The organism is Streptomyces sp. NBC_00019 (assembly GCF_045041015.1).
In the GTDB taxonomy this organism is placed as follows: Bacteria; Actinomycetota; Actinomycetes; order Streptomycetales; family Streptomycetaceae; genus Streptomyces.
Map to the genome: position 1 here is coordinate 1,105,704 of NZ_CP108302.1, position 18,351 is coordinate 1,124,054.

General features: G+C 71.6%; 20 protein-coding genes and 1 pseudogene. 13 read left to right on the forward strand and 8 right to left on the reverse strand.

Annotation, left to right across the window (positions count from 1 at the left end; translation table 11 throughout):
• Positions 1–198 precede the first annotated feature (198 nt).
• Positions 199–720, forward strand: coding sequence for a hypothetical protein (locus tag OHU89_RS05460; protein ID WP_266897081.1), 522 nt, complete (start codon positions 199–201; stop codon positions 718–720).
• A 258-nt stretch (positions 721–978) separates the two neighbouring features.
• On the opposite strand, the gene OHU89_RS05465 is transcribed toward OHU89_RS05460, so the two are convergent.
• The 5 genes from OHU89_RS05465 to OHU89_RS05485 form a co-directional block, all read right to left on the reverse strand.
• On the reverse strand, positions 979–1,611 hold the full coding sequence (locus tag OHU89_RS05465) for an SRPBCC family protein (protein ID WP_405640307.1): 633 nt from the start codon (positions 1,609–1,611) through the stop codon (positions 979–981).
• A gap of 145 nt (positions 1,612–1,756) precedes the next feature.
• The gene (locus OHU89_RS05470; RefSeq protein ID WP_405654322.1) at positions 1,757–2,677 is read right to left on the reverse strand and encodes an aminoglycoside phosphotransferase family protein; all 921 of its coding nucleotides are present in this window, start codon (positions 2,675–2,677) and stop codon (positions 1,757–1,759) included.
• A 101-nt stretch (positions 2,678–2,778) separates the two neighbouring features.
• On the reverse strand, positions 2,779–3,015 hold the full coding sequence (locus OHU89_RS05475; RefSeq protein ID WP_405640309.1) for a hypothetical protein: 237 nt from the start codon (positions 3,013–3,015) through the stop codon (positions 2,779–2,781).
• A 62-nt stretch (positions 3,016–3,077) separates the two neighbouring features.
• On the reverse strand, positions 3,078–3,518 hold the full coding sequence (locus OHU89_RS05480) for an Lrp/AsnC family transcriptional regulator (protein ID WP_405654324.1): 441 nt from the start codon (positions 3,516–3,518) through the stop codon (positions 3,078–3,080).
• Positions 3,519–3,538: 20 nt separating this feature from the next.
• Positions 3,539–4,063 carry an aminotransferase class III-fold pyridoxal phosphate-dependent enzyme gene (locus OHU89_RS05485; protein ID WP_405640311.1) on the reverse strand — a complete coding sequence of 175 codons (525 nt, stop codon included), beginning with the start codon at positions 4,061–4,063 and terminating at the stop codon, positions 3,539–3,541.
• 9 nt (positions 4,064–4,072) lie between these two features.
• Here OHU89_RS05485 and OHU89_RS05490 point away from each other — a divergent pair.
• The 8 genes and pseudogenes from OHU89_RS05490 to OHU89_RS05525 all read left to right on the forward strand — a co-directional run.
• A pseudogene (locus tag OHU89_RS05490) lies at positions 4,073–4,807 on the forward strand (SDR family NAD(P)-dependent oxidoreductase); the annotation flags it as partial.
• Positions 4,808–4,827: 20 nt separating this feature from the next.
• Positions 4,828–5,862 carry an NAD(P)-dependent alcohol dehydrogenase gene (locus tag OHU89_RS05495; RefSeq protein ID WP_405640314.1) on the forward strand — a complete coding sequence of 345 codons (1,035 nt, stop codon included), beginning with the start codon at positions 4,828–4,830 and terminating at the stop codon, positions 5,860–5,862.
• A gap of 207 nt (positions 5,863–6,069) precedes the next feature.
• Complete coding sequence (locus tag OHU89_RS05500; protein WP_405640317.1) at positions 6,070–7,407, forward strand: ATP-binding protein; 1,338 nt, start codon at positions 6,070–6,072, stop codon at positions 7,405–7,407.
• The gene (locus OHU89_RS05505) at positions 7,404–7,826 is read left to right on the forward strand and encodes a roadblock/LC7 domain-containing protein (protein ID WP_405640320.1); all 423 of its coding nucleotides are present in this window, start codon (positions 7,404–7,406) and stop codon (positions 7,824–7,826) included. The genes OHU89_RS05500 and OHU89_RS05505 overlap by 4 nt, the downstream gene beginning before the upstream one ends.
• On the forward strand, positions 7,823–8,173 hold the full coding sequence (locus OHU89_RS05510; RefSeq protein WP_405640323.1) for a DUF742 domain-containing protein: 351 nt from the start codon (positions 7,823–7,825) through the stop codon (positions 8,171–8,173). Before OHU89_RS05505 ends, OHU89_RS05510 begins: the two co-directional genes overlap by 4 nt.
• Positions 8,145–8,774, forward strand: a complete 630-nt coding sequence (locus OHU89_RS05515) for a GTP-binding protein (protein ID WP_405640326.1) — start codon at positions 8,145–8,147, stop codon at positions 8,772–8,774. The genes OHU89_RS05510 and OHU89_RS05515 overlap by 29 nt, the downstream gene beginning before the upstream one ends.
• Positions 8,771–10,009 carry a cytochrome P450 gene (locus OHU89_RS05520; protein WP_266897061.1) on the forward strand — a complete coding sequence of 413 codons (1,239 nt, stop codon included), beginning with the start codon at positions 8,771–8,773 and terminating at the stop codon, positions 10,007–10,009. The genes OHU89_RS05515 and OHU89_RS05520 overlap by 4 nt, the downstream gene beginning before the upstream one ends.
• On the forward strand, positions 10,006–11,241 hold the full coding sequence (locus OHU89_RS05525; RefSeq protein ID WP_405640329.1) for a cytochrome P450: 1,236 nt from the start codon (positions 10,006–10,008) through the stop codon (positions 11,239–11,241). Before OHU89_RS05520 ends, OHU89_RS05525 begins: the two co-directional genes overlap by 4 nt.
• 157 nt (positions 11,242–11,398) lie before the next feature.
• Here OHU89_RS05525 and OHU89_RS05530 read toward each other — a convergent pair whose 3' ends face one another.
• On the reverse strand, positions 11,399–12,871 hold the full coding sequence (locus tag OHU89_RS05530) for a helix-turn-helix domain-containing protein (RefSeq protein ID WP_405640332.1): 1,473 nt from the start codon (positions 12,869–12,871) through the stop codon (positions 11,399–11,401).
• A 157-nt stretch (positions 12,872–13,028) separates the two neighbouring features.
• Between OHU89_RS05530 and OHU89_RS05535 the strand changes: the two genes are divergently transcribed.
• From OHU89_RS05535 to OHU89_RS05550, 4 genes are all read left to right on the forward strand, one after another.
• A complete protein-coding gene (locus OHU89_RS05535; RefSeq protein ID WP_266897055.1) occupies positions 13,029–13,649 on the forward strand; it encodes an L-threonylcarbamoyladenylate synthase in 621 nt (206 codons plus the stop codon).
• Between the two features lie 111 nt (positions 13,650–13,760).
• Positions 13,761–14,516, forward strand: coding sequence for a dienelactone hydrolase family protein (locus tag OHU89_RS05540; protein ID WP_405640335.1), 756 nt, complete (start codon positions 13,761–13,763; stop codon positions 14,514–14,516).
• 189 nt (positions 14,517–14,705) lie between these two features.
• A complete protein-coding gene (locus tag OHU89_RS05545) occupies positions 14,706–15,905 on the forward strand; it encodes a glycoside hydrolase family 64 protein (protein WP_266897051.1) in 1,200 nt (399 codons plus the stop codon).
• Between the two features lie 223 nt (positions 15,906–16,128).
• Positions 16,129–16,908, forward strand: a complete 780-nt coding sequence (locus tag OHU89_RS05550) for an SDR family NAD(P)-dependent oxidoreductase (protein ID WP_405640339.1) — start codon at positions 16,129–16,131, stop codon at positions 16,906–16,908.
• 77 nt (positions 16,909–16,985) lie between these two features.
• Here OHU89_RS05550 and OHU89_RS05555 read toward each other — a convergent pair whose 3' ends face one another.
• Both OHU89_RS05555 and OHU89_RS05560 read right to left on the reverse strand, forming a co-directional pair.
• On the reverse strand, positions 16,986–17,495 hold the full coding sequence (locus tag OHU89_RS05555) for a GNAT family N-acetyltransferase (protein WP_405654327.1): 510 nt from the start codon (positions 17,493–17,495) through the stop codon (positions 16,986–16,988).
• A 215-nt stretch (positions 17,496–17,710) separates the two neighbouring features.
• Complete coding sequence (locus OHU89_RS05560) at positions 17,711–18,238, reverse strand: FABP family protein (RefSeq protein ID WP_405640342.1); 528 nt, start codon at positions 18,236–18,238, stop codon at positions 17,711–17,713.
• Between the last annotated feature and the right edge of the window lie 113 nt (positions 18,239–18,351).

Consider the following 18,351-nt stretch of genomic DNA (forward strand, 5'->3'; position numbering starts at 1 on the left):
ATCAACTCTCGCCAGTTGACCTATGACGCCCCAGTTCCCATCCAACATTCGATCGCCGCACCGAATGTTTCGAAAATTGATATCGGGACAAGGTGCAACCTTTTCTTCAACCGTGTTGTCTCATCAGATATCAGGCACATGAACACCCCGGGGGACATCATGAGACGCAGCAGAACAACCTGGGCCACCGTCGCTCTCATGGGTGCGACGCTCGGCGTGGCCGCGGTACCCGCCCAGGCCGCCACCACCTGCCCCACCGGCTGGGGCAGCATCGACAAGACCCAGGCGGTCAGCACGACGGAATCGGTGACGAACGCACGGACCGGCAGGCACGCCTGCTACGACCGTCTGGTCGTGGACGTTCCGGGCGCGGCGAAGGCCGGCCTCGGCTATTCCGTCCGGTACGTCGACCGACTCCACCAGGACGGATCGGGCCGGCTGATACCGGTCGCCGGCGGCGCCGTCCTCGAAGTACGGGTGGCCGCACCCGCCTACGACGTCGATACCGGCGCCCCGACCTATCCCGGACGGGTGGCCCGCCCCCTGCCGGGCGTCGACCTCGACGGGTACCGCACCTTCAGGGACACCCGATTCGCCGGCAGCTTCGAAGGAGACACACAGTTCGGCCTCGGCGTCCGCGCCCGGCTCCCGTTCCGGGTCCTGCGGGTGGACGACCGGGTCGTGGTGGACGTGGCCCACTCCTGGAGCGCCAAGTCCTGACACCTCTGCCGGGTCGGCTCCGTCACACCGCGACGGCACCGGCCCCGGCGCCCCGGCGTACATCTGCCCCGTGCAGTGTCCGCCACCGTCGTCCGGGCGCCAGAGCCCGGCGGGGACGACTCCCGGCTTGCTCCGGCAGTGCCCGGAAGCAGACCTCGATCCGGCTGCGGCTCCGCAGCCGGAACCCCGACTCGGCGCCCGCCCGGATGCCCGTGCGGAAACGGCCGGGCCTGCCCCGTGCGAGTCCCGCCGACGCCGCTATTCCCCCGTGTAGGCCCCGACCGTCGCCGCCGTCGTGGCCGTCACCGTCTCCGGATCGGCTCCCGAGGCGGCATAGGCGGCGCCCCACTCCTCGCCGGACCGTTTGAAGAACTCCTTGGCCTCGGCCGTGCCCTGCCAGGCCTCGGACTCCTCCCGGCTCATCCCGCGTCCCGCGAGGTGCATGCCGAGACCGAGGGCGATGCTGTCCCAGCCGATTCCGACCGCGCCGGGCCCGAACTGGTTCCAGAACTCCTCCGGCACCACGGCCACGTGCTCCACCTCGAACACCGTCCGCCCCTCGCCGTCCGGCGTGAGCCGCACCTCGACCTCGCTGAAGCCCGGGTCCGGCCCGTACAACCAGCTCACCCGCAGCCGCTCCGGCTCCACGCACTCGAGGATCTCGCCCCCGGCATGGCCCTCCAGCTGATAGCGCCCGCCGAGCCGGAACTCCCCGGTGACCGGCAGGAACCACCGCCCGATCCGCTCGGGGGAGGTCACCGCGCCCCAGACCTCGGCGATCTCGGCGTCATAGCTGCGCCGTAGCAGCACCGCATGAGCCTCCGCCTCCTCGACCTTGCGGGTGCCGACCTCCCGGTGTCCACGGTCGATCTGGTCGACGATCTCGCTCATCCCCGCTCACTTCCTCTCTCGGCGCGATGCCTCGCCCCGGACGGCGTACCTGGGGCCACGCTCGCACAAAGGGACCGGGATCGCCTGATCCCGGGCGGGCGGCGTCAGCTACGGCGTTTTGTGCGGCTGATGCTCGCGGAGCGCGTCACGCGCCGAACCACGCACGGGCGAGCCCGGACAGGGTCCCTTCGGCGGGGCCCTCCAACTCCCTCAGGTACCAGGGCAGGTTGCTGTACACGTGCAGCAGTGTGTAGGCGAGGGCGTGGGACGGATCGACGCCGCTTCCGTACGCCGCGGTGAGCCGGGCGAGCAGGTGGGGGTCTCCTCGGGTGACGAACAGGCCCACGCCCACGAAGTCGTAGCCGGCGTCCCCGATCATGGCGGGCTCGAAGTCGAAGAGGCCGGTCAGGCGCCAGCCGTCGGGGTCGACCAGGAAGTGCTGCTGCATGACCTCGGTGTGCAGCAGCGAGCGCCGTGGGGTGCGGGGCAGCGGGACCGAGGCGAGGAAGTCGGGGATCTGCTCCAGCCAGGTGTCCGGCAGTCCGTGGCCGCGCTGCCGGGCCACGGCGTTCGCGCGCTGCCGGTCGAGGAAGGCACCCCAGTCGCCGGGCCCGAGGACGTCCTCGAGCGGGGCCGGGTCGAGCGAGTGGAGTACGGCGAGGGTTTCGCCGATCTCGGTGACGAGGCGTTCCCGGTCGGGCCGCGGGATGCGGTCCCAGGCCCGGGCGAGGTTCTCGCCGCTCAGCCGGGACATCAGGACGTACTGCCAGCCGTTCTCGTACGGCCCGAAGTCGTCCACCCCGGGCGTCGGTACGGGGAGCAGCCCGTGCAGATGGGACAGGACACGGCCTTCGGCGATGCCGTCCCGGGCGGCGGAGGTGGGGAAGAGCTTGAGGACCCGGTTCTCCCCCACCGCGTAGACCGGTTGTGAGCCGTCCGGGAAGCGGGTCAGGGGCGCGTCGCCGAGTCCGAGGCGGGCGCAGAGGTCCTCCGCGCCGGCCCGCATCAGCTTCTCGTCCTCGACGACCGCGTCCCACTCTTCGTCGGTCTCCACCACGGGCAGCATGATCGCGACCGTAGGCCGGGCGGTGGCGGCGGGGCAAACGGTTTTGGACATGCGGAACGCCCGGCCGGACACCCCCGGCCGAGCGCCCTGCGAACCTGCGGTCAGCCGCCGTTCAGCCGCGCGCGCAGCAGCCCCTTGCCGATTTCGGCACCCTTGCGGCTGTCCGCCTGCGCCTTGCGGAACAGATCCGCGACCTGGGTGTCCTTGTTCCGTTCGGCGTCCTGGATGTACGTCTCGAGGCGCAGCGCGTTGCTCAGACACGCCTCCACGTACCAGATGAGGTTGTAGTCCTTGTCCGGCGTACCGGTCACGCCGCCGGTCTCCGTGCTGCTGGTCATACGGGCCTCCTCCAGCGGTTGTCGTTGCGGTGCCGTCCGGGTACCCGTCCCACGCCGGTCAATCAGCCGACGTCCCACAAGAACCGGTGTGTGTGGATGCCGAAGTACGGGAACGAGCGGACCTCTTGGACCCCCTCGACGTTGCGTACGACGTCGTTGACGAAGTCCAGCAGGTCCCGGGGGCCGGGGGCGACCACCTCGACGAACAGGTCGAAGCCGCCGGAGGTCAGCACCGAGTAGACGACCTCGTCACGCCGGGCGAGTTCGTCGGCGACGGTCCGCGGGTCGCCGTCCACGCCGATGCCGAGCAGGGCCATCGCCTGGCCGCCCATGGCCATCGGGTCGGTGACACCGACGACCTGAACCGCCTTGGAGTCCAGGAGCCGTTGCAGGCGCTGCCGTGCGGCCGAGGCGGACAGGCCGACCTTGGGGCCGAGGTCGGCGTAGGCGATCCGGCCGTCGGTCTGGAGCTCGCGCAGGATGGCCCGGTCGATCTCGTCCACGTGCTTCCTTTCGGGGTCTGTCATCCGGCCAGTTCGGCCAGGGCGGCGGCGAAGACCTCGGTGTGGGTGTCCACGTCCGCCTCGGTGGTGTCCGGGCACATCAGCGCCATGCTGTGGAAGGGCGTCAGGAGGATGCCACGGTTGGCGAGGTGGACGTGCAGGAAGTCCTCCAGCTCGGCGTCACCGGCCGCCTCGGACTCGGTGCCGGTACGGGGCGCCGGGGAGGCGAAGCGGTACTCGGTGCGGGCGCCGAGCCTGCTCACCGACCAGGGCAGTGCGTGGGCGTCGATGCCCGCCCGGACGCCGGCCTCGAACCGCTCGGACAGCTTCGCCATCCGGCCGAACGCCTCGTCCGTCAGGACGTGTTCGAGCGTGGCGCGCATCGCAGCGACCGAGAGGGCGTTGCCCGCAAGGGTGCCGCCGACGCCGCCCATGTCGACGAGGTCGAGGTCGTCGCGGCCGAGGAGGCGGTCCGCGAGCTCGGCGGACAGTCCGTACGCGCCGGCCGGGATGCCGCCGCCGATCGCCTTGCCGACGGTCAGCATGTCGGGCGCAAGACCGCCCTCGTCACCGGAGCCGCCTCCGGCATCGGTCTCGCGACCGCCCGCCGGCTGGGCGCGGGCGGTGCGAACGTCGTCATCGCCGACCACAACGCCGAGGGCGCGGAGCAGGCCCCCGCCGCACTGCGGGCCGACGGCATCGAGGCCGCCGCGGTCGAGGTCGACGTGACCCGCCCGGACTCCGTCGAGGCGGCCGTCGCCTTCGCCGTCGACACCTACGGCGGCCTGGACCTGGCCGTGAACAACGCCGGTATCGGCGGCCCGAGCGCGCCCACGGGCGAGTACGACATCGAGGCCTACGACCGTGTCGTGCGCACCAACCTCGACGGCGTCTTCTACTCCCTGCGCTTCGAACTGCCCGCCATCGAGGCGACCGGCCGGGGTGGCGCGATCGTCAACGTGGCGTCGATCCTCGGCTCCGTCGGCTTCGCCGGCTCCCCCGCCTACGTCGCCGCCAAGCACGGCGTGGTCGGCCTGACCAAGACCACGGCCGCCGAGTACGCCGCGAAGGGCATCCGGGTCAACGCGGTGGGCCCCGGCTTCATCGAGACGCCCCTGCTCCAGGGCATGGACCAGGCCGCGTACGACGGACTGGTGGGCCTGCACCCGGCGGGCCGTCTCGGCCGCGCCGAGGAGGTCGCCGAGCTGATCGTCTTCCTGCTCTCCGAGCGCGCCTCGTTCGTGGCCGGCAGCTACCACCTGGTCGACGGCGCCTACACCGCCGTCTGACCGCAGAAGGGAGTCCCGTCATGAAGGCACTTCAGTACCGCACCATCGGCGCACCGCCCGAGGTGGTCACCGTCCCCGAACCCGGGCCCGGACAGGTCCTGTTGAAGGTCACCGCCGCCGGTGTGTGCCACTCCGACATCGCCGTGATGAGCTGGCCGGCCGAGGGGTTCCCGTACGAGCTTCCGCTCACCCTCGGCCATGAGGGCGTGGGCACGGTCGCCGCGCTGGGCGCGGGAGTGACCGGGGTGCGCGAGGGCGACTCGGTCGCCGTGTACGGGCCGTGGGGCTGCGGGGCCTGCGCCAAGTGCGTGGAGGGCAAGGAGAATTACTGTCTGCGCGCCGACGAGCTGGGAATCCGCCCGCCGGGGCTCGGCGCGCCGGGGGCCATGGCCGAGTACCTGCTCGTGGACGACCCCCGGCATCTGGTGCCGCTGGACGGGCTCGATCCGGTCGCCGCGGTGCCGCTCACGGACGCCGGGCTGACGCCGTACCACGCGATCAAGCGGTCGCTGCCCAAGCTGGTGCCCGGGTCGACCGCGGTGGTGATCGGTACGGGCGGGCTCGGGCACGTCGCCATCCAGTTGCTGCGCGCGCTGACGCCGGCCCGGGTGATCGCGCTGGACGTCAGCGAGGACAAGCTGCGGCTGGCCCGTGAGGTCGGGGCGCACGAGGCGGTCCTGTCGGACGCGTGGGCCGCGGAAGCGGTGCGCGGGCTCACCGGCGGTCTCGGTGCGGAGGCGGTGTTCGACTTCGTCGGCGCCGAGCCCACCGCGCGGACATCGGGAGCCGTCGCGGCGGTCGAGGGCGACGTGAGCATCGTCGGGATCGGTGGCGGGGCGCTGCCCGTCGGGTTCGGGCTGCTGCCCTTCGAGGTGTCGGTCAGCGCGCCGTACTGGGGCAGCCGGGGCGAGCTGATCGAGGTGCTGGCGCTGGCCCGGGCCGGCGCGGTGTCGGTGCACACCGAGACGTTCTCGCTGGACGAGGCTCCGCTCGCCTACGAGCGGCTGCACGCCGGGAAGATAGACGGGCGTGCGGTGATTGTGCCGCACGGCTGATCCGAGCGCCGGGGAAGGCGTCAACTCACCTTCCCCACGCGGCATTTCAGACAGTCGACGCAGAAGTGAACAGAGAGCGTTCGGTTTCGGAGCGAAGTCTCGATCAACCGTGCGAGAGGGGTCGGCGACGGTGTGTACTGTGCTGCGAGCGCCTAGCCACCGGCACTCGGACTCACCCCTGCCCGACTTCCCCTGGAAACCGATTCGATGATCGAATTACCGGACCTGGCCGTCGGCGGTCTCGCCGTCGGCACACTGTCCGCGCTCGCCCTCGGCGGCGGTCTGCTGCGCTCACGGCGTCAACTGACCCGGCAGCGCGCCGAGACGGACGCCCTGCGCTCCCGACTCGACGGCGCGCTGCAGACGTTGACGGCCGAGGTCGAGCACCTGGCGGCACAGCGCGTACCCGCCGCCGCCCGGCAGCTCGCCCACCCGCACGTGGCGGTCCCGGGCCCGCTCCAGCCGCACACCGCGGGAACGCCCCTGGGTATCGCCCTGGAAGGCGTGCTGCTGGGGCTGCGCGCCGAGCTCTCCGCACAGCGCACCCGTATCGACGCGGCCGCGCAGGCCGGGATGCGCGGCGCCACCCGGGAGATCCAGGCGGCCCTCTACCGCTTGCAGGATGCCCTGCGCCAGCTGCAACAGCGCTACGACGACCCTGAGTTGGCGCAGACCCTCTTCCAGCTGGACCACGAGAACGAGCAGTCGCTGCGCCGGGCGCAGGTCGCCGCCGTGGTGTGCGGGGCCTGGGTGGGGCTCGCGCGCGAGGAGTCGCACCTGGTGGACGCGGTGACCGGCGGACAGTCACGGCTCGCGGGCTACCACCGGGTCAAGGTCCACAACCATCTGGAGACGGGCACCGCCCTGGTCTCGCACGCCGTCGAGCCGGTCGCCATCATCGTCGCCGAGCTCCTCGACAACGCGCTGCGCCACTCCGCGCCCGACACCGACGTCGTGGTCAACCTGGAGCATGTCCATCACGGCGTCTGCGTCACCGTCGACGACTCGGGCGTGGGCATGACCCAGGACGAACGGGCCCACGCCCAGCGGACGGTGGCCGGTACCGAGCCGATCCTCCTCACCGGCCTCGGCGATCCGCCCCGCATGGGCCTCGCCGCGATCGGCCAGCTCACCCGGCAGTTCGATCTGGGCGTCGACCTCTCCTCGCCGTCCCCGTACGGCGGGGTACGCGCGGTGCTGAGAGTCGAGAGTCATCTCCTCAGCCGTATCGACCCCGTCGAGCAGCCACCGGCGGTCAGCACGCCGCGCTCGACGCGCAAGGCCGCGGCGGAGGCGTCCCACGGCTACGGCACCGACGACGCCGCCGCCATCACCGGGCACCACGACGAGCTGCCGCAACGCCGCCGCCGTACCCGCGCCGCCGCTCCGAAGGCATCCGCGGCCGAGCAAGTGGCACGCAGTCCCGAGGACGCCGCCGCCGCGCTCGGCGCCCTGCAGTCCGGCACCGCCGCGGCCCGCGCGGACGGTGCCGTCACCGACGTACCGACGAACGAGACCGACTACGAGGGGGGACCGGCTCGATGACCAGCCGCGACGCAGGCGACACGGCATGGGTACTGGAACCGATCCTCGAGGTGCCGCATGTCGTGGCCGCCGTCCTGCTCACCCGGGACGGCTTGGTCACGGGGTACACGGACGCGCTGTCCCGGCCCTCGGCCGAGCGGGTGGCCGCGATCACCAGCACCGTGCAGGGGGCGTGCCGGACCGCCGCGGCCGCGTTCGCCGACCGGGACCGGGCCGAGATACGGCAGATCGTCATCGAGTCGGACCACGGGTACGTCCTCATCGTGCCGACCGACCACGGCACCTGTGTGGCCGCGTACGGAAACGGCGAGGTGCGTCTGGACCTGCTCGCGCACCGCGTGCACTCGCAGGTGGCACGGCTGGGCGAGAAGGCGATGGCCACCGCACCCCGAGGGAGCGACGACGGCGCTCCGGCATGACCGGCCGCCCCCTGGTCCCGGCGTATCTGTCCACCGGCGGCACCGCCCGCCCCAGCCGCCCGCACCTGGAACGGCTGTCGGTCCTCACCGCCAACGGCACACCGACGCCGGTCGATCTCCCGGCCGCCGAACTGGCCCTCCTGGACGCCCTGGAGGAGGGCTCACTGACGGTGGTGGAGGCCGCCGCCCTGCTCCGGCTCCCGGTCTCCGCCGTCCGTGTCCTGGCCGGCGCCCTCCTCGACCGGGACCTGGTGCTGTCCCGCGCCCCGGTCCCGCCCGCCGAACGGTTCGACCCCGACCTGCTGAAGAGAGTGGCCGATGGCCTCCGCGCCCTCAAGCACAGCTAGCAGCGCCCCCGGCCCACCCGGCCGCGTCCATCTGCCGGACACCGCCCGCGATCTGGTGAAGATCCTGGTCACGGGCCCCTTCGGCGTGGGCAAGACGACCCTGATCGACTCGGTGTCCGAGATCGCGCCACTGCACACCGAGGAACAGCTCACCGAGGCGTCCGCGCAGGTGGACGACCTGGAGGGGGTGCGGGACAAGTCGACGACCACCGTCGCCATCGACTTCGGGCGGATCAGCCTGGCGGGCGGCGTCGTCCTGTACCTGTTCGGCACCCCCGGACAGGAACGGTTCCGGTCCTTGTGGGACGACATCGCCTACGGCGCGCTGGGCGCCCTCGTCCTGGTCGACAGCCGTCGGATCGACGCCTCCTTCGACGTGCTCGGCCTGGTGGAGGAGACCGGGCTGCCGTACACGGTCGCCTTCAACGCCTTCCCGGACGCGCCGAGCCACCACACCGAGGAACAGCTGCGTGCCGCCCTGGACCTGGAGCCGGGCACACCGATGGTCACCTGTGACGCACGGGACGCGAACTCCTCGATCGACGCACTGCTCACGCTGGTCCAGCACCTCATCGACCGCCACCCCTCGGAGAGCCGGTGACCACCTACCCCCCTGCCCGCCAGGACTTCTCCCGCTCCGCACCTGTGCGGCTGTGGGAGGACGGTTTCGCCCTCGACCCATACCGCTACTACGACGACCTGCGGGCCCAGGGCCCGGTCGGCTGGGCGGAGTTGGCGCCGGGCGTGCCGGCGTACGTCGTCACCGACCGGCGGGCCGCGCTGGAACTGCTGCACGACGCGGAGACGTTCTCGCACGACCCGCGGCCGTGGGAGTCGACGGTCGCCGACGACTCCCCCGTGCTCGGCATGATGCGCTGGCGGCCCAACTCCCTGTTCGCGGACGGCACCGCCCATGCCCGCTACCGCACCACGCTGATCGACACCTTCGACCTGGTCGAGCCGCACGACCTGCGGGCCCGTGTGCACCGGGCGGTGCATCTGCTGGTGAGCCGGATCGGCCCGAAGGGCGAGGCCGATCTGGTGGGCGAGTTCGCCCGGCCGCTGATGGCGCTGGTCTTCAACAGCCTCTTCGGGCTGCCCGACAGCCAGAGCGAGCGGCTCAACCAGGCGCTCGGCAAGATGATGGAGGGCGGCGCACAGGCGGCCGCGGGCGAGGCGGAGTTCGGCGGCTACGTACTGGAGTTGATCGCGGCCAAGGCACAGCGGCGCGGCGACGACCTGCCGAGCCATCTCCTGGACCACCCGGCGGGGCTCACCCCGGAGGAGGTCACCTGGCAGGTGTTCCTCACCCTCGGCGCCGGCCACGAACCGACCGCGAACCTGGTGTCCAACGCGCTGTCCCGCATCCTCGGCAACCCGCTCTACTACTCCACGCTCACCAGCGGCGCCCGCCCGGTGATGGACGCCGTGGTCGAAGTGCTGCACCACGAGACCCCGCTCGCGAACTACGGCGTCCACTACGCTCGTCGGCCGATGACCTTCCATGGAACGTGGATCAGAGCAGCGGTGCCGGTCGTGGTGTCGTACGGGGCGCTCGCGTACTTCGCCGAGCAGGAGGTCGTCGACGGCCGCCACCCCAAGGACGCCTCCCACCTGTCCTGGTCGGCGGGCCCGCACGCCTGCCCGGTCAAGCAGCACACGCTGCTCATCGCCACCGAGGCCATCGAGCGGCTCACCCAGTGGCTGCCCGACCTCGAACCCGTGCTGCCGCGCGAGCGACTCTCCTGGCGGCCGGGCCCGTTCCACCGTTCGCTGACGGCGCTGCCCGTCAGGTTCAGCCCTCGCTCCCCCGATCAGCCAGGAGATCCGTCGTGACCGTGACCGACCGCATCGACCGCTTTGTCATCGACCCGTTCGGATCCGACATCGCGGCCGAGTGCGCCCGGCTGCGCGCCTTCGGCCCGATCGTCCCCGTCGAACTGCCCGGCGGCATCCCCGCCTGGGCGCCCACGGGCTACGACACCCTCAAGGAACTGATCCTCGACCCGCGGGTCAGCAAGGATCCGCGGCTGCACTGGCGGCTCTGGCCCGAGCTCGGCGAACACCCCTCGTGGGGCTGGGTCCTCGGCTGGATCGGCGTGGTCAACATGCTCTCCACCTACGGCACCGACCACACGCGGCTGCGCAAGCTGGTGGCGCCGAGCTTCACCCACCGGCGCACCGAGACGATGCGCCCCCGGGTGGAGGCGATCACCGCGGAGCTGCTCGACGCGGTGGCGGCGGACGACGCCGAGGTGGTCGACCTGCGGGCGGCCCTCGCCCATGCCCTGCCCATGCGGATCATCTGCGAACTCTTCGGAGTCCCCGACGAGTTGGTGCCCGACACCGCGCGGATGATAGCGGCCATCATGGACACCTCCGACCCGACTCCGGAGCACGCGGCGTTCGTGCAGCAGCAGATCGGCACGGTGCTGCCCGCGCTGATCGCCCACCGCAGCGCACACCCCGGCGACGACCTGACCACCGAGCTGATCCGGGTGCGGGACGAGGACGGCGACCGGCTCAGCGACGAGGAGCTGCTGTACACGCTGCTGCTGGTCATCGGCGCCGGCTTCGAGACGACCGTCAATCTCATCGGCAACGCGATCGTCGCCCTGCTGCGGGATCCCGGGCAGCTGGCCGCGGTGCGGTCCGGGCGGATCGGCTGGGACGCCGTCGTCGACGAGACGCTGCGGCTGCAGCCCTCCATCGCCTCGCTGCCGTTGCGGTTCGCGGTCAGCGACCTCGAGGTCGGCGATGTCACCGTCCCGGCCGGCGACGCCATCATCACGACCTTCGCCGCCGCCGGGCTCGATCCCGCCCACTACGGACCGGACGCGCACACTTTCGACGCCGCGCGCGGGGCGGACGATCATCTGGCGTTCGGGATCGGCGTGCACCGGTGCATCGGCGCACCGCTCGCCCGGGTGGAGGCCCTGACGGCGCTGCCGGCCCTCTTCGACCGCTTCCCCGACCTGCGCCTCGCGGTCGGGGAGGAGGAGCTGCGGCAGGTGCCGTCGTTCATCGCGTTCGGCTGGCAGGAGGTGCCGGTGCGGCCGCACGGCTGACGCCGCGAGCAGGGGCAGGACCGGTCCCCCGTTCCGGTCGTGCCCCTGCGGCCCGTCGAACTTACGTGAACAGCAGAGCGGTTGTGAACCGCAGCGGTGCCCGATGCGGGGCCCGGAGGACTCACCTGTGCACAGGTGAGTCCGAATGGCGCGTTTTCTATGCTGCCAACCGGGGCGGTTCCAGCTCTCCCGTCGCCAGATGGGCCAGGACGACCTCGTAGAGATCGCTGCCCGCGGCCAGAAGTTGCCGTTCCAGGACGGGCTCCGCACTGCGGACGTGCTCGCGCACCGTCTGCGCGTGCACACCGAGTGTCTGCGCGGTCCGCTCGGAGTTCCCGCCGACGGCGATCCAGGTGCGCAGGGTGCGGCGCAGATCGCGGGCGTCCGGGTCGAGACGGCCCAGCAGGTCCAGGGCCCAGGTGCGCAGAGCGGGCCCGGACAGCACCTCCCCGAGCGGGACGGGCCCGGACCGCTCCCTGCCGGGTCCCTGTTCCATGCCTGCCTGGGTGTTCAGTGCCAGGTGGACCAGGGCGCGGACGGTGAGGTCGGAGAAGTCCGTGCCGAGCAGGCCCTCCACCCGCTCCATGCGGGCGCGCACGGTGTTGCGGCTGACGCCCAGGACCTTGGCCGCGCTCACGGCGGTGAACTCCAGGCCGAGCCGGGTGGTGGCGAGGAGTTCACCATGGGTGTGGCGGGCCAGTACGTCGAGCGGGCGCAGCAGGTCCGCGGTCCAGCCGTGCAGGAGCGCCGGGTCCATGAGGCGTTCGGGGTGGGTGCGCTCGGCGTAGACCGCGGCGTTGTCGGGCCGGAAGTGCGCGACGGCGAGGGCGCTGACGGCCTGTCCGTAGGCGGTGGCGGTCCGGGCCAGGGTCTGGCGGGAGCTGCCGCCGATGAAGGTGTCGGGGCGCCCTTCGACCAGCGAGCGCAGCTCCCGGGCGGCGGTCTCGTCGGGGGCCACGACGATCACGTGCTGGTCCACGGCCGGGCAGCGCACGACCAGGGCCTGCTCCTCGGTGGCGGCCACGCACTCCTCGGCCAGCCGGTCGCGCTCCTCGGCGGTGCCTTCCACTACGTAGACGCACGCGGAGTCCGTGTCGAGCAGCCCGGGCCACAGGCCCGCGGCGACGCGGCGCGCGGAGACGATGTCCTCCACCATCAGCAGCTGCAGGATCGCCAGCCGCAGGTCGGCGGTGGCCCGTGCCAGCCGGAGTCCGGCGGCGGTCGTCTCGCGCGCCCTGAGCAGGAGTTCGACGACCTGGCCGGTGTGCGTCAGCATGTCGGCGGCCCGCCGGTCGAACGGCGCGGGCCGGGACACGGCCAGCACACACGCCGTCGCGGAGTGCGGCTGCTCCACCCTGACCAGGCGCTGGTGGCGTCCCTCGCCCTCCCAGGCGGCGGAGGCGATCCGGCCGGCGACGATCTCGGCGACCAGGTCCTCGTCGAGCGGGACACGGGTTCCGGCGAGAAGGGCACCGCCGGCGTCCTGCAGGGCGGCCGTCCCGTCGACGCTGTCGGCGAGCCAGGCGACGACCCGGCGGACGTCCCGTCCGGTGGGCCGCAGATGGTCGAGCAGCTCCTCCGCCCACGGCGCGCCGGTGCCCTTCACCCGACCGTCCTCTCCGCCAGCCACGGCACCCGTCTCCTCGTCCCTCGCATCGCCCTCGGCACAGTCGTCCGGACGTTACCTCACCGATGGCCAGGGGTCTTCCCGCTCCGGACGGCGGGACGAGCGGCCCCGGCGACCGGGCCTGCGTTGCCGCCGCCCTCGGACGGCATAAGCTCGGCGGATGGCGAAGTACTTCGACGTGCACCCCGACAACCCCCAGCCGCGCACCATCTCCCAGGTCGCCGACAGCATCCGCGACGGGGCGCTCATCGCGTATCCGACGGACTCCTGCTACGCGCTCGGCTGCAAGCTGGGCAGCCGTGACGGCATCGACCGGATCCGGACGATCCGCAAGCTGGACGACCGGCACCACTTCACCCTCGTCTGCCAGGACTTCGCGCAGCTCGGCCAGTTCGTACGGGTCGACAACGACGTGTTCCGCGCGATCAAGGCGTCGACGCCGGGCAGCTACACCTTCATCCTCCCGGCGACGAGGGAGGTGCCGCGCATGCTGCAGCACCCCAAGAAGAAGACGGTCGGTGTGCGCATCCCCGACCACGTCGTCACGCACGCCCTGCTCACCGAGCTCGGGGAGCCGCTGCTGTCCAGCACGCTGCTGCTGCCCGACGAGGACGAGCCGATGACCCAGGGCTGGGAGATCAAGGACCGGCTCGACCATGTGCTGGACGCGGTCGTGGACTCCGGCGAGTGCGGGACCGAGCCGACGACGGTCATCGACTTCTCGAACGGCGAGGCGGAGATCATCCGGCACGGGGCGGGGGACACGACCCGGTTCGAATAGGGCCCAGGGGGTGCCGCAACGCAGTTGGATGGCGGGTGAAACCATATCGACGGCCCCACCTTCCCGGGCCGGCGAACTGCTCGCCGTCCCTTGCGCAGAGAGGCAGCCCCCATGACCTCCGTACAGGGAACATCCGTCGACATCCGCACCGAGGACGGCGTCGCCGACGCCTACCTCGTCCATCCCGGCGACGGACTCCCCCACCCGGGCGTCCTGCTCTACCAGGACGCCTTCGGCCTGCGCCCGCACCTGAAGTCGATGGCCGACCGGCTCGCCGGGGCCGGTCACACGGTGCTCGTCCCCAATGTCTTCTACCGTCACGGGCGCTCACCGGTCTTCGAGCTGCCCGAGTTCATCGACACCGACAGCCGGCCCGACCTCTGGGACAGCATCGGCCCGGTCATGCAGACCCTGACCCCCGAACTCGCGAAGCGCGATGCCGGCGCCTACCTGGGGTGGCTGGCCGAGAGTCCGTTCGTGGCCGACGGCCCGGTGGCGCTGACCGGCTACTGCATGGGCGCCCGGCTCTCCCTGCTCACCGCGGGCACCTATCCGGACCGGGTCGCGGCCGCGGCCGGTTTCCACGGCGGCCGGCTCGCGACCGACGCCCCGGACAGCCCGCACCTGGTGGCCGAACACATCACCGCCGAGCTGTACTTCGGCCACGCCGACGAGGACCCCTCGCTGCCGCCGGAGCAGATCCAGCTCCTGGAGGACACCCTCGTCAAGGCGGGCGTACGGCACCGCTGCGAGGTCTACCCGGGCGCGCACCACGGCTTCACCCAGGCCGACACCGCCGCGTACCACCGCGAGGCCGACGAGCGGCACTGGGCGGCGCTGCTGGACCTGTTGAAGCGCACCTTCTGAAGCACGCGTTCCGGACCGGAGGGCGGCACGGCAGGCATGTCCTGAGTGCCGCCCTTCCGCGATCTTCACGGACATCCGAGTTCTGTCGATGTCATTGACATGCCCGCGTCGCGGCGCAACGCTGAGAGCGCTCTCAGAACAGGTACGGACCAATCCCCCCATCCACATCCCCCCACACGGAGGTGGAGAGTGCTCGGACGACTCAGGCACCAACTCCTCGCCACGGCCGCGGCGGCCACCCTGCTCGGCGGGCTGCTCGCGCTCGGAGCGTCGCAGCCCGCCAGCGGCGCGGTGCCGGCCACGATCCCCCTGAAGCTGACCAACAACTCCGGCCGAAGCGACGCCGTCTACGTCTACAACCTCGGCACCAACCTCGCGACGGGCCAGCAGGGTTGGGCCGATGCGAACGGCACGTTCCACGCCTGGCCCGCGGGCGGCAACCCGCCCACGCCCGCCCCGGACGCCTCCATCCCCGGCCCGGCCGCCGGGCAGTCCAAGACGATCCGGATGCCCAAGTTCTCGGGCCGCGTCTACTTCTCCTACGGCCAGAAGCTCGACTTCCGGCTGACCACCGGCGGCCTGGTGCAGCCGGCCGTGCAGAATCCGAGCGACCCGAACCGCAACATCCTCTTCAACTGGTCGGAGTACACGCTCAACGACTCGGGCCTGTGGCTCAACAGCACCCAGGTCGACATGTTCTCCGCCCCCTACGCGGTGGGCGTCCAGCGGTCCGACGGCACCACGATCAACACGGGGCACCTCAAGTCCGGTGGCTACAACGCGGTTCTCAACGCTCTGCGTGGCCAGTCGGGCGGCTGGGCGGGCCTGGTCCAGAGCCGCCCGGACGGCACGGTGCTGCGCGCGCTCTCCCCCGCCTATGGCCTGGAGACCGGAGCACTGCCCGCCTCCGTCCTGGACGACTACATCAACCGCGTCTGGCAGAAGTACGCCACGACAACGCTCACGGTGACCCCGTTCACCGACCAGCCGAACACCAAGTACTTCGGCCGGGTCTCCGGCGGCGTCATGAACTTCACGAACTCCGCCGGTGCGACCGTCACCAGCTTCCAGAAGCCGGACGCGTCCAGCGTCTTCGGCTGCCACAAGCTCCTCGACGCCCCGAACGACCAGGTCCGCGGACCGATCTCCCGCACGCTCTGCGCGGGCTTCAACCGCTCCACGCTCCTCACCAACCCCAACCAGCCGGACGCCTCGTCGGCGGCCTTCTACCAGGACGCGGTGACCAACCACTACGCCCGTGTCATCCACGACCGGATGGCCGACGGCAAGGCCTACGCGTTCGCCTTCGACGACGTCGGCAACCACGAGTCCCTCGTGCACGACGGGAACCCGCAACAGGCCTACCTCACGCTCGACCCGTTGAGCTGACCCCTAAAGAACCCTGAAGAAAGCACAGTTGACGCTCCGACAGTTCGGCGGTGACCGCGGTCCCCACCGGCTGATGACCGGCGCCCGCCATGAGACACACCTCGTGCGGGCGCCCGGCCGCGTGCAGTCCCTGGCGTCGGCGAGGCCGTGGATCAGCAGGAGGGGGCGGGTCCGAACAGATCGCCGTAGGCCGCCCGTTCCCAGTCCGTCTAGGGTGCGAGGCATGAGCTCGCAGACATATCTCTCCGAAGTGTTCTCCCTGGACGGCCGGGTCGCCGTGGTGACCGGGGGCAGTTCCGGCATCGGGCGGGCGATCGCCGGGGCGCTCGCTCGCGCCGGGGCGAGTGTCGTGGTCGTGGCGCGCAAGGAGGCGGAACTGGTCGCCACGGTCGACGAGTTGACCGCGGCGGGCTGCCGGGCGGCGTGGGTGAGCGGCGACCTGAGCACCCGTGCCGGGGTGCGTGCGGCGGCGGAGCAGGTGGCGGAGGTGTTCGGGGAACCCGACATTCTCGTCAACAGCGCCGGGATCAATCTGCGGCCGCCGATGGGTGAGCTGGGCGAGGACGTGTGGGACACCACGATGGCGGTGAACCTGGAGGCTCCGTTCCTGCTGGGCCAGCGGTTCGGGCCCGGCATGGCCGAGCGGGGTTTCGGGCGGATCATCCACGTCACGTCGCAGCAGGCGCACCGGGCGTTCGTGCAGAGCGGCGCCTACGGGGTCTCCAAGGGGGCACTGGAGTCGCTGGCTCGTTCACAGGCCGAGGCGTGGTCGCCGTACGGCGTCACCTGCAACACGCTCGTGCCGGGTTTCGTGATGACGCCGCTCAACGCGCGGCTGGCGTCCGACCCCGAGAAGGTGGCGGAGCTGGCCGCGCGCACGATGGTCGGGCGCAACGGTCTGGCCGAGGACTTCGCGGGTGCGGCGGTGTTCCTGGCGAGCGGTGCCTCGGCGTACGTCACGGGGCAGGCGCTCTTCATCGACGGCGGGCTGTCGGTGCACTGAGCCTCCCATGCCGCCGTGCGGGAGCGTTGAGCCCCCGCACGGCGGGTCCGGCTGGGGCCTGTCCGGCGGATCAGGCCTTAGATACCGAAGGGTGCCGCGTAGCGGACCGTGCCGCTGGGCAGCGGATGTGCCGCGTCGAGGGCGAGGGCCATCATGGCCTCGTCCGGGACGTCGAGGGTGATGCGGATACCGTGTGCCGAGGCCCGGGTGAAGCCGAAGCGCGGGTAGTACGGCGGGTGTCCGAGGACGGTGACGAAGCGCTCGCCCCGCTTCCCGGCCGCCTCGAGTGCGGCCCGGATGGCCGCTGACCCGGCACCGGTGTTCTGGTACTCGGGCAGTACGGCGACGGGTCCCAGGCACAGGGCCGGGGTGTCGTCGATGTGGCAGCGGGTCATCAGCGCGTGGCCGACGACCTTGCCGTCCTGGTCGGTGACGACGAGGGACAGGCCCTCGATCCAGGCGGTGTCGGTGCGAAGGGCCTCGACCAGATCGGCCTCCAGCGGGGTGTCGAAGGCCGCCAGGTCGATCTCGCGGATGGCGGGGATGTCGGCGCCGGTCTCGGCGCGCGTGATCCAGTCGGTGCGCATGCTCATGACGGGACAGGGATCCGTTTCATGGTGGTGTTCGTGTGGGTGACGCCTCGCGAGCTCACGCTCCCGGCGAGGTAGCTCCGGTGGAGGTCAGACCGTCGCCCGGAACGTGAGGAAGGTCCGGGCGCTGCGCACGGCAGTGACCTTGAGCGCGGTCATCGACCTCGCCTCCCCGTATTCCTCGACTCGGGCACACACGAACGCGAACGAGCCTACCGCTTGCGGCGCAGGCTCGCGGAGAGATGGTGCTGCAGGGGTTGGCCGACCGCCGCGAGGTCGTGGACGAAGGTGAGCGTGTCGTCGTCGGTCAGGGTGTAGCGGCGGCGGGTGGCGGTGACGTCCTTGGCCGTGGGGGTGAGGGCGACGTCGTGGGTGGAGAGGTCGACGGCGCCGTCCGCCGCCTGCCCTACCGCGATCTCCGCGATGCCGGTCGGCTGGGTGATCAGCGCCTCCACCCTGCCGTCGGGCTGAAGTCGCCACCAGCCGCTCTCCCGAGCCGCCGGCCGCAGGGGTGCCCCGTCGCCGTCGAGCAGCCAGGCCCTGGCGTCGTAGCGGAGGAAGGGGCGCCCGTCGTGGCTGAACGTGACCTCCTGCGCGTACGTGAAGTCCTCGGCGAGCGTGGGATATCCGCCTTGGCCCCGCCCCTGCCACGTCCCCAAGAGACCGAGCACGGGTGCGAGCAGTGCGTGCGGAACGGGCGCCTCGTCAAGGCTGTGGCCGTCGGGGTACGGGATGTCCATGTGCGCTCCTGAGATCGTGCCGATGCCGGCTGAGAGCCTAGGCCGCTCACCCTCGCCATCTCGTCCCTGCGCGCCGAAACCCGGGTGCGTCGCCTTCCGCCGCGCCCGAGACC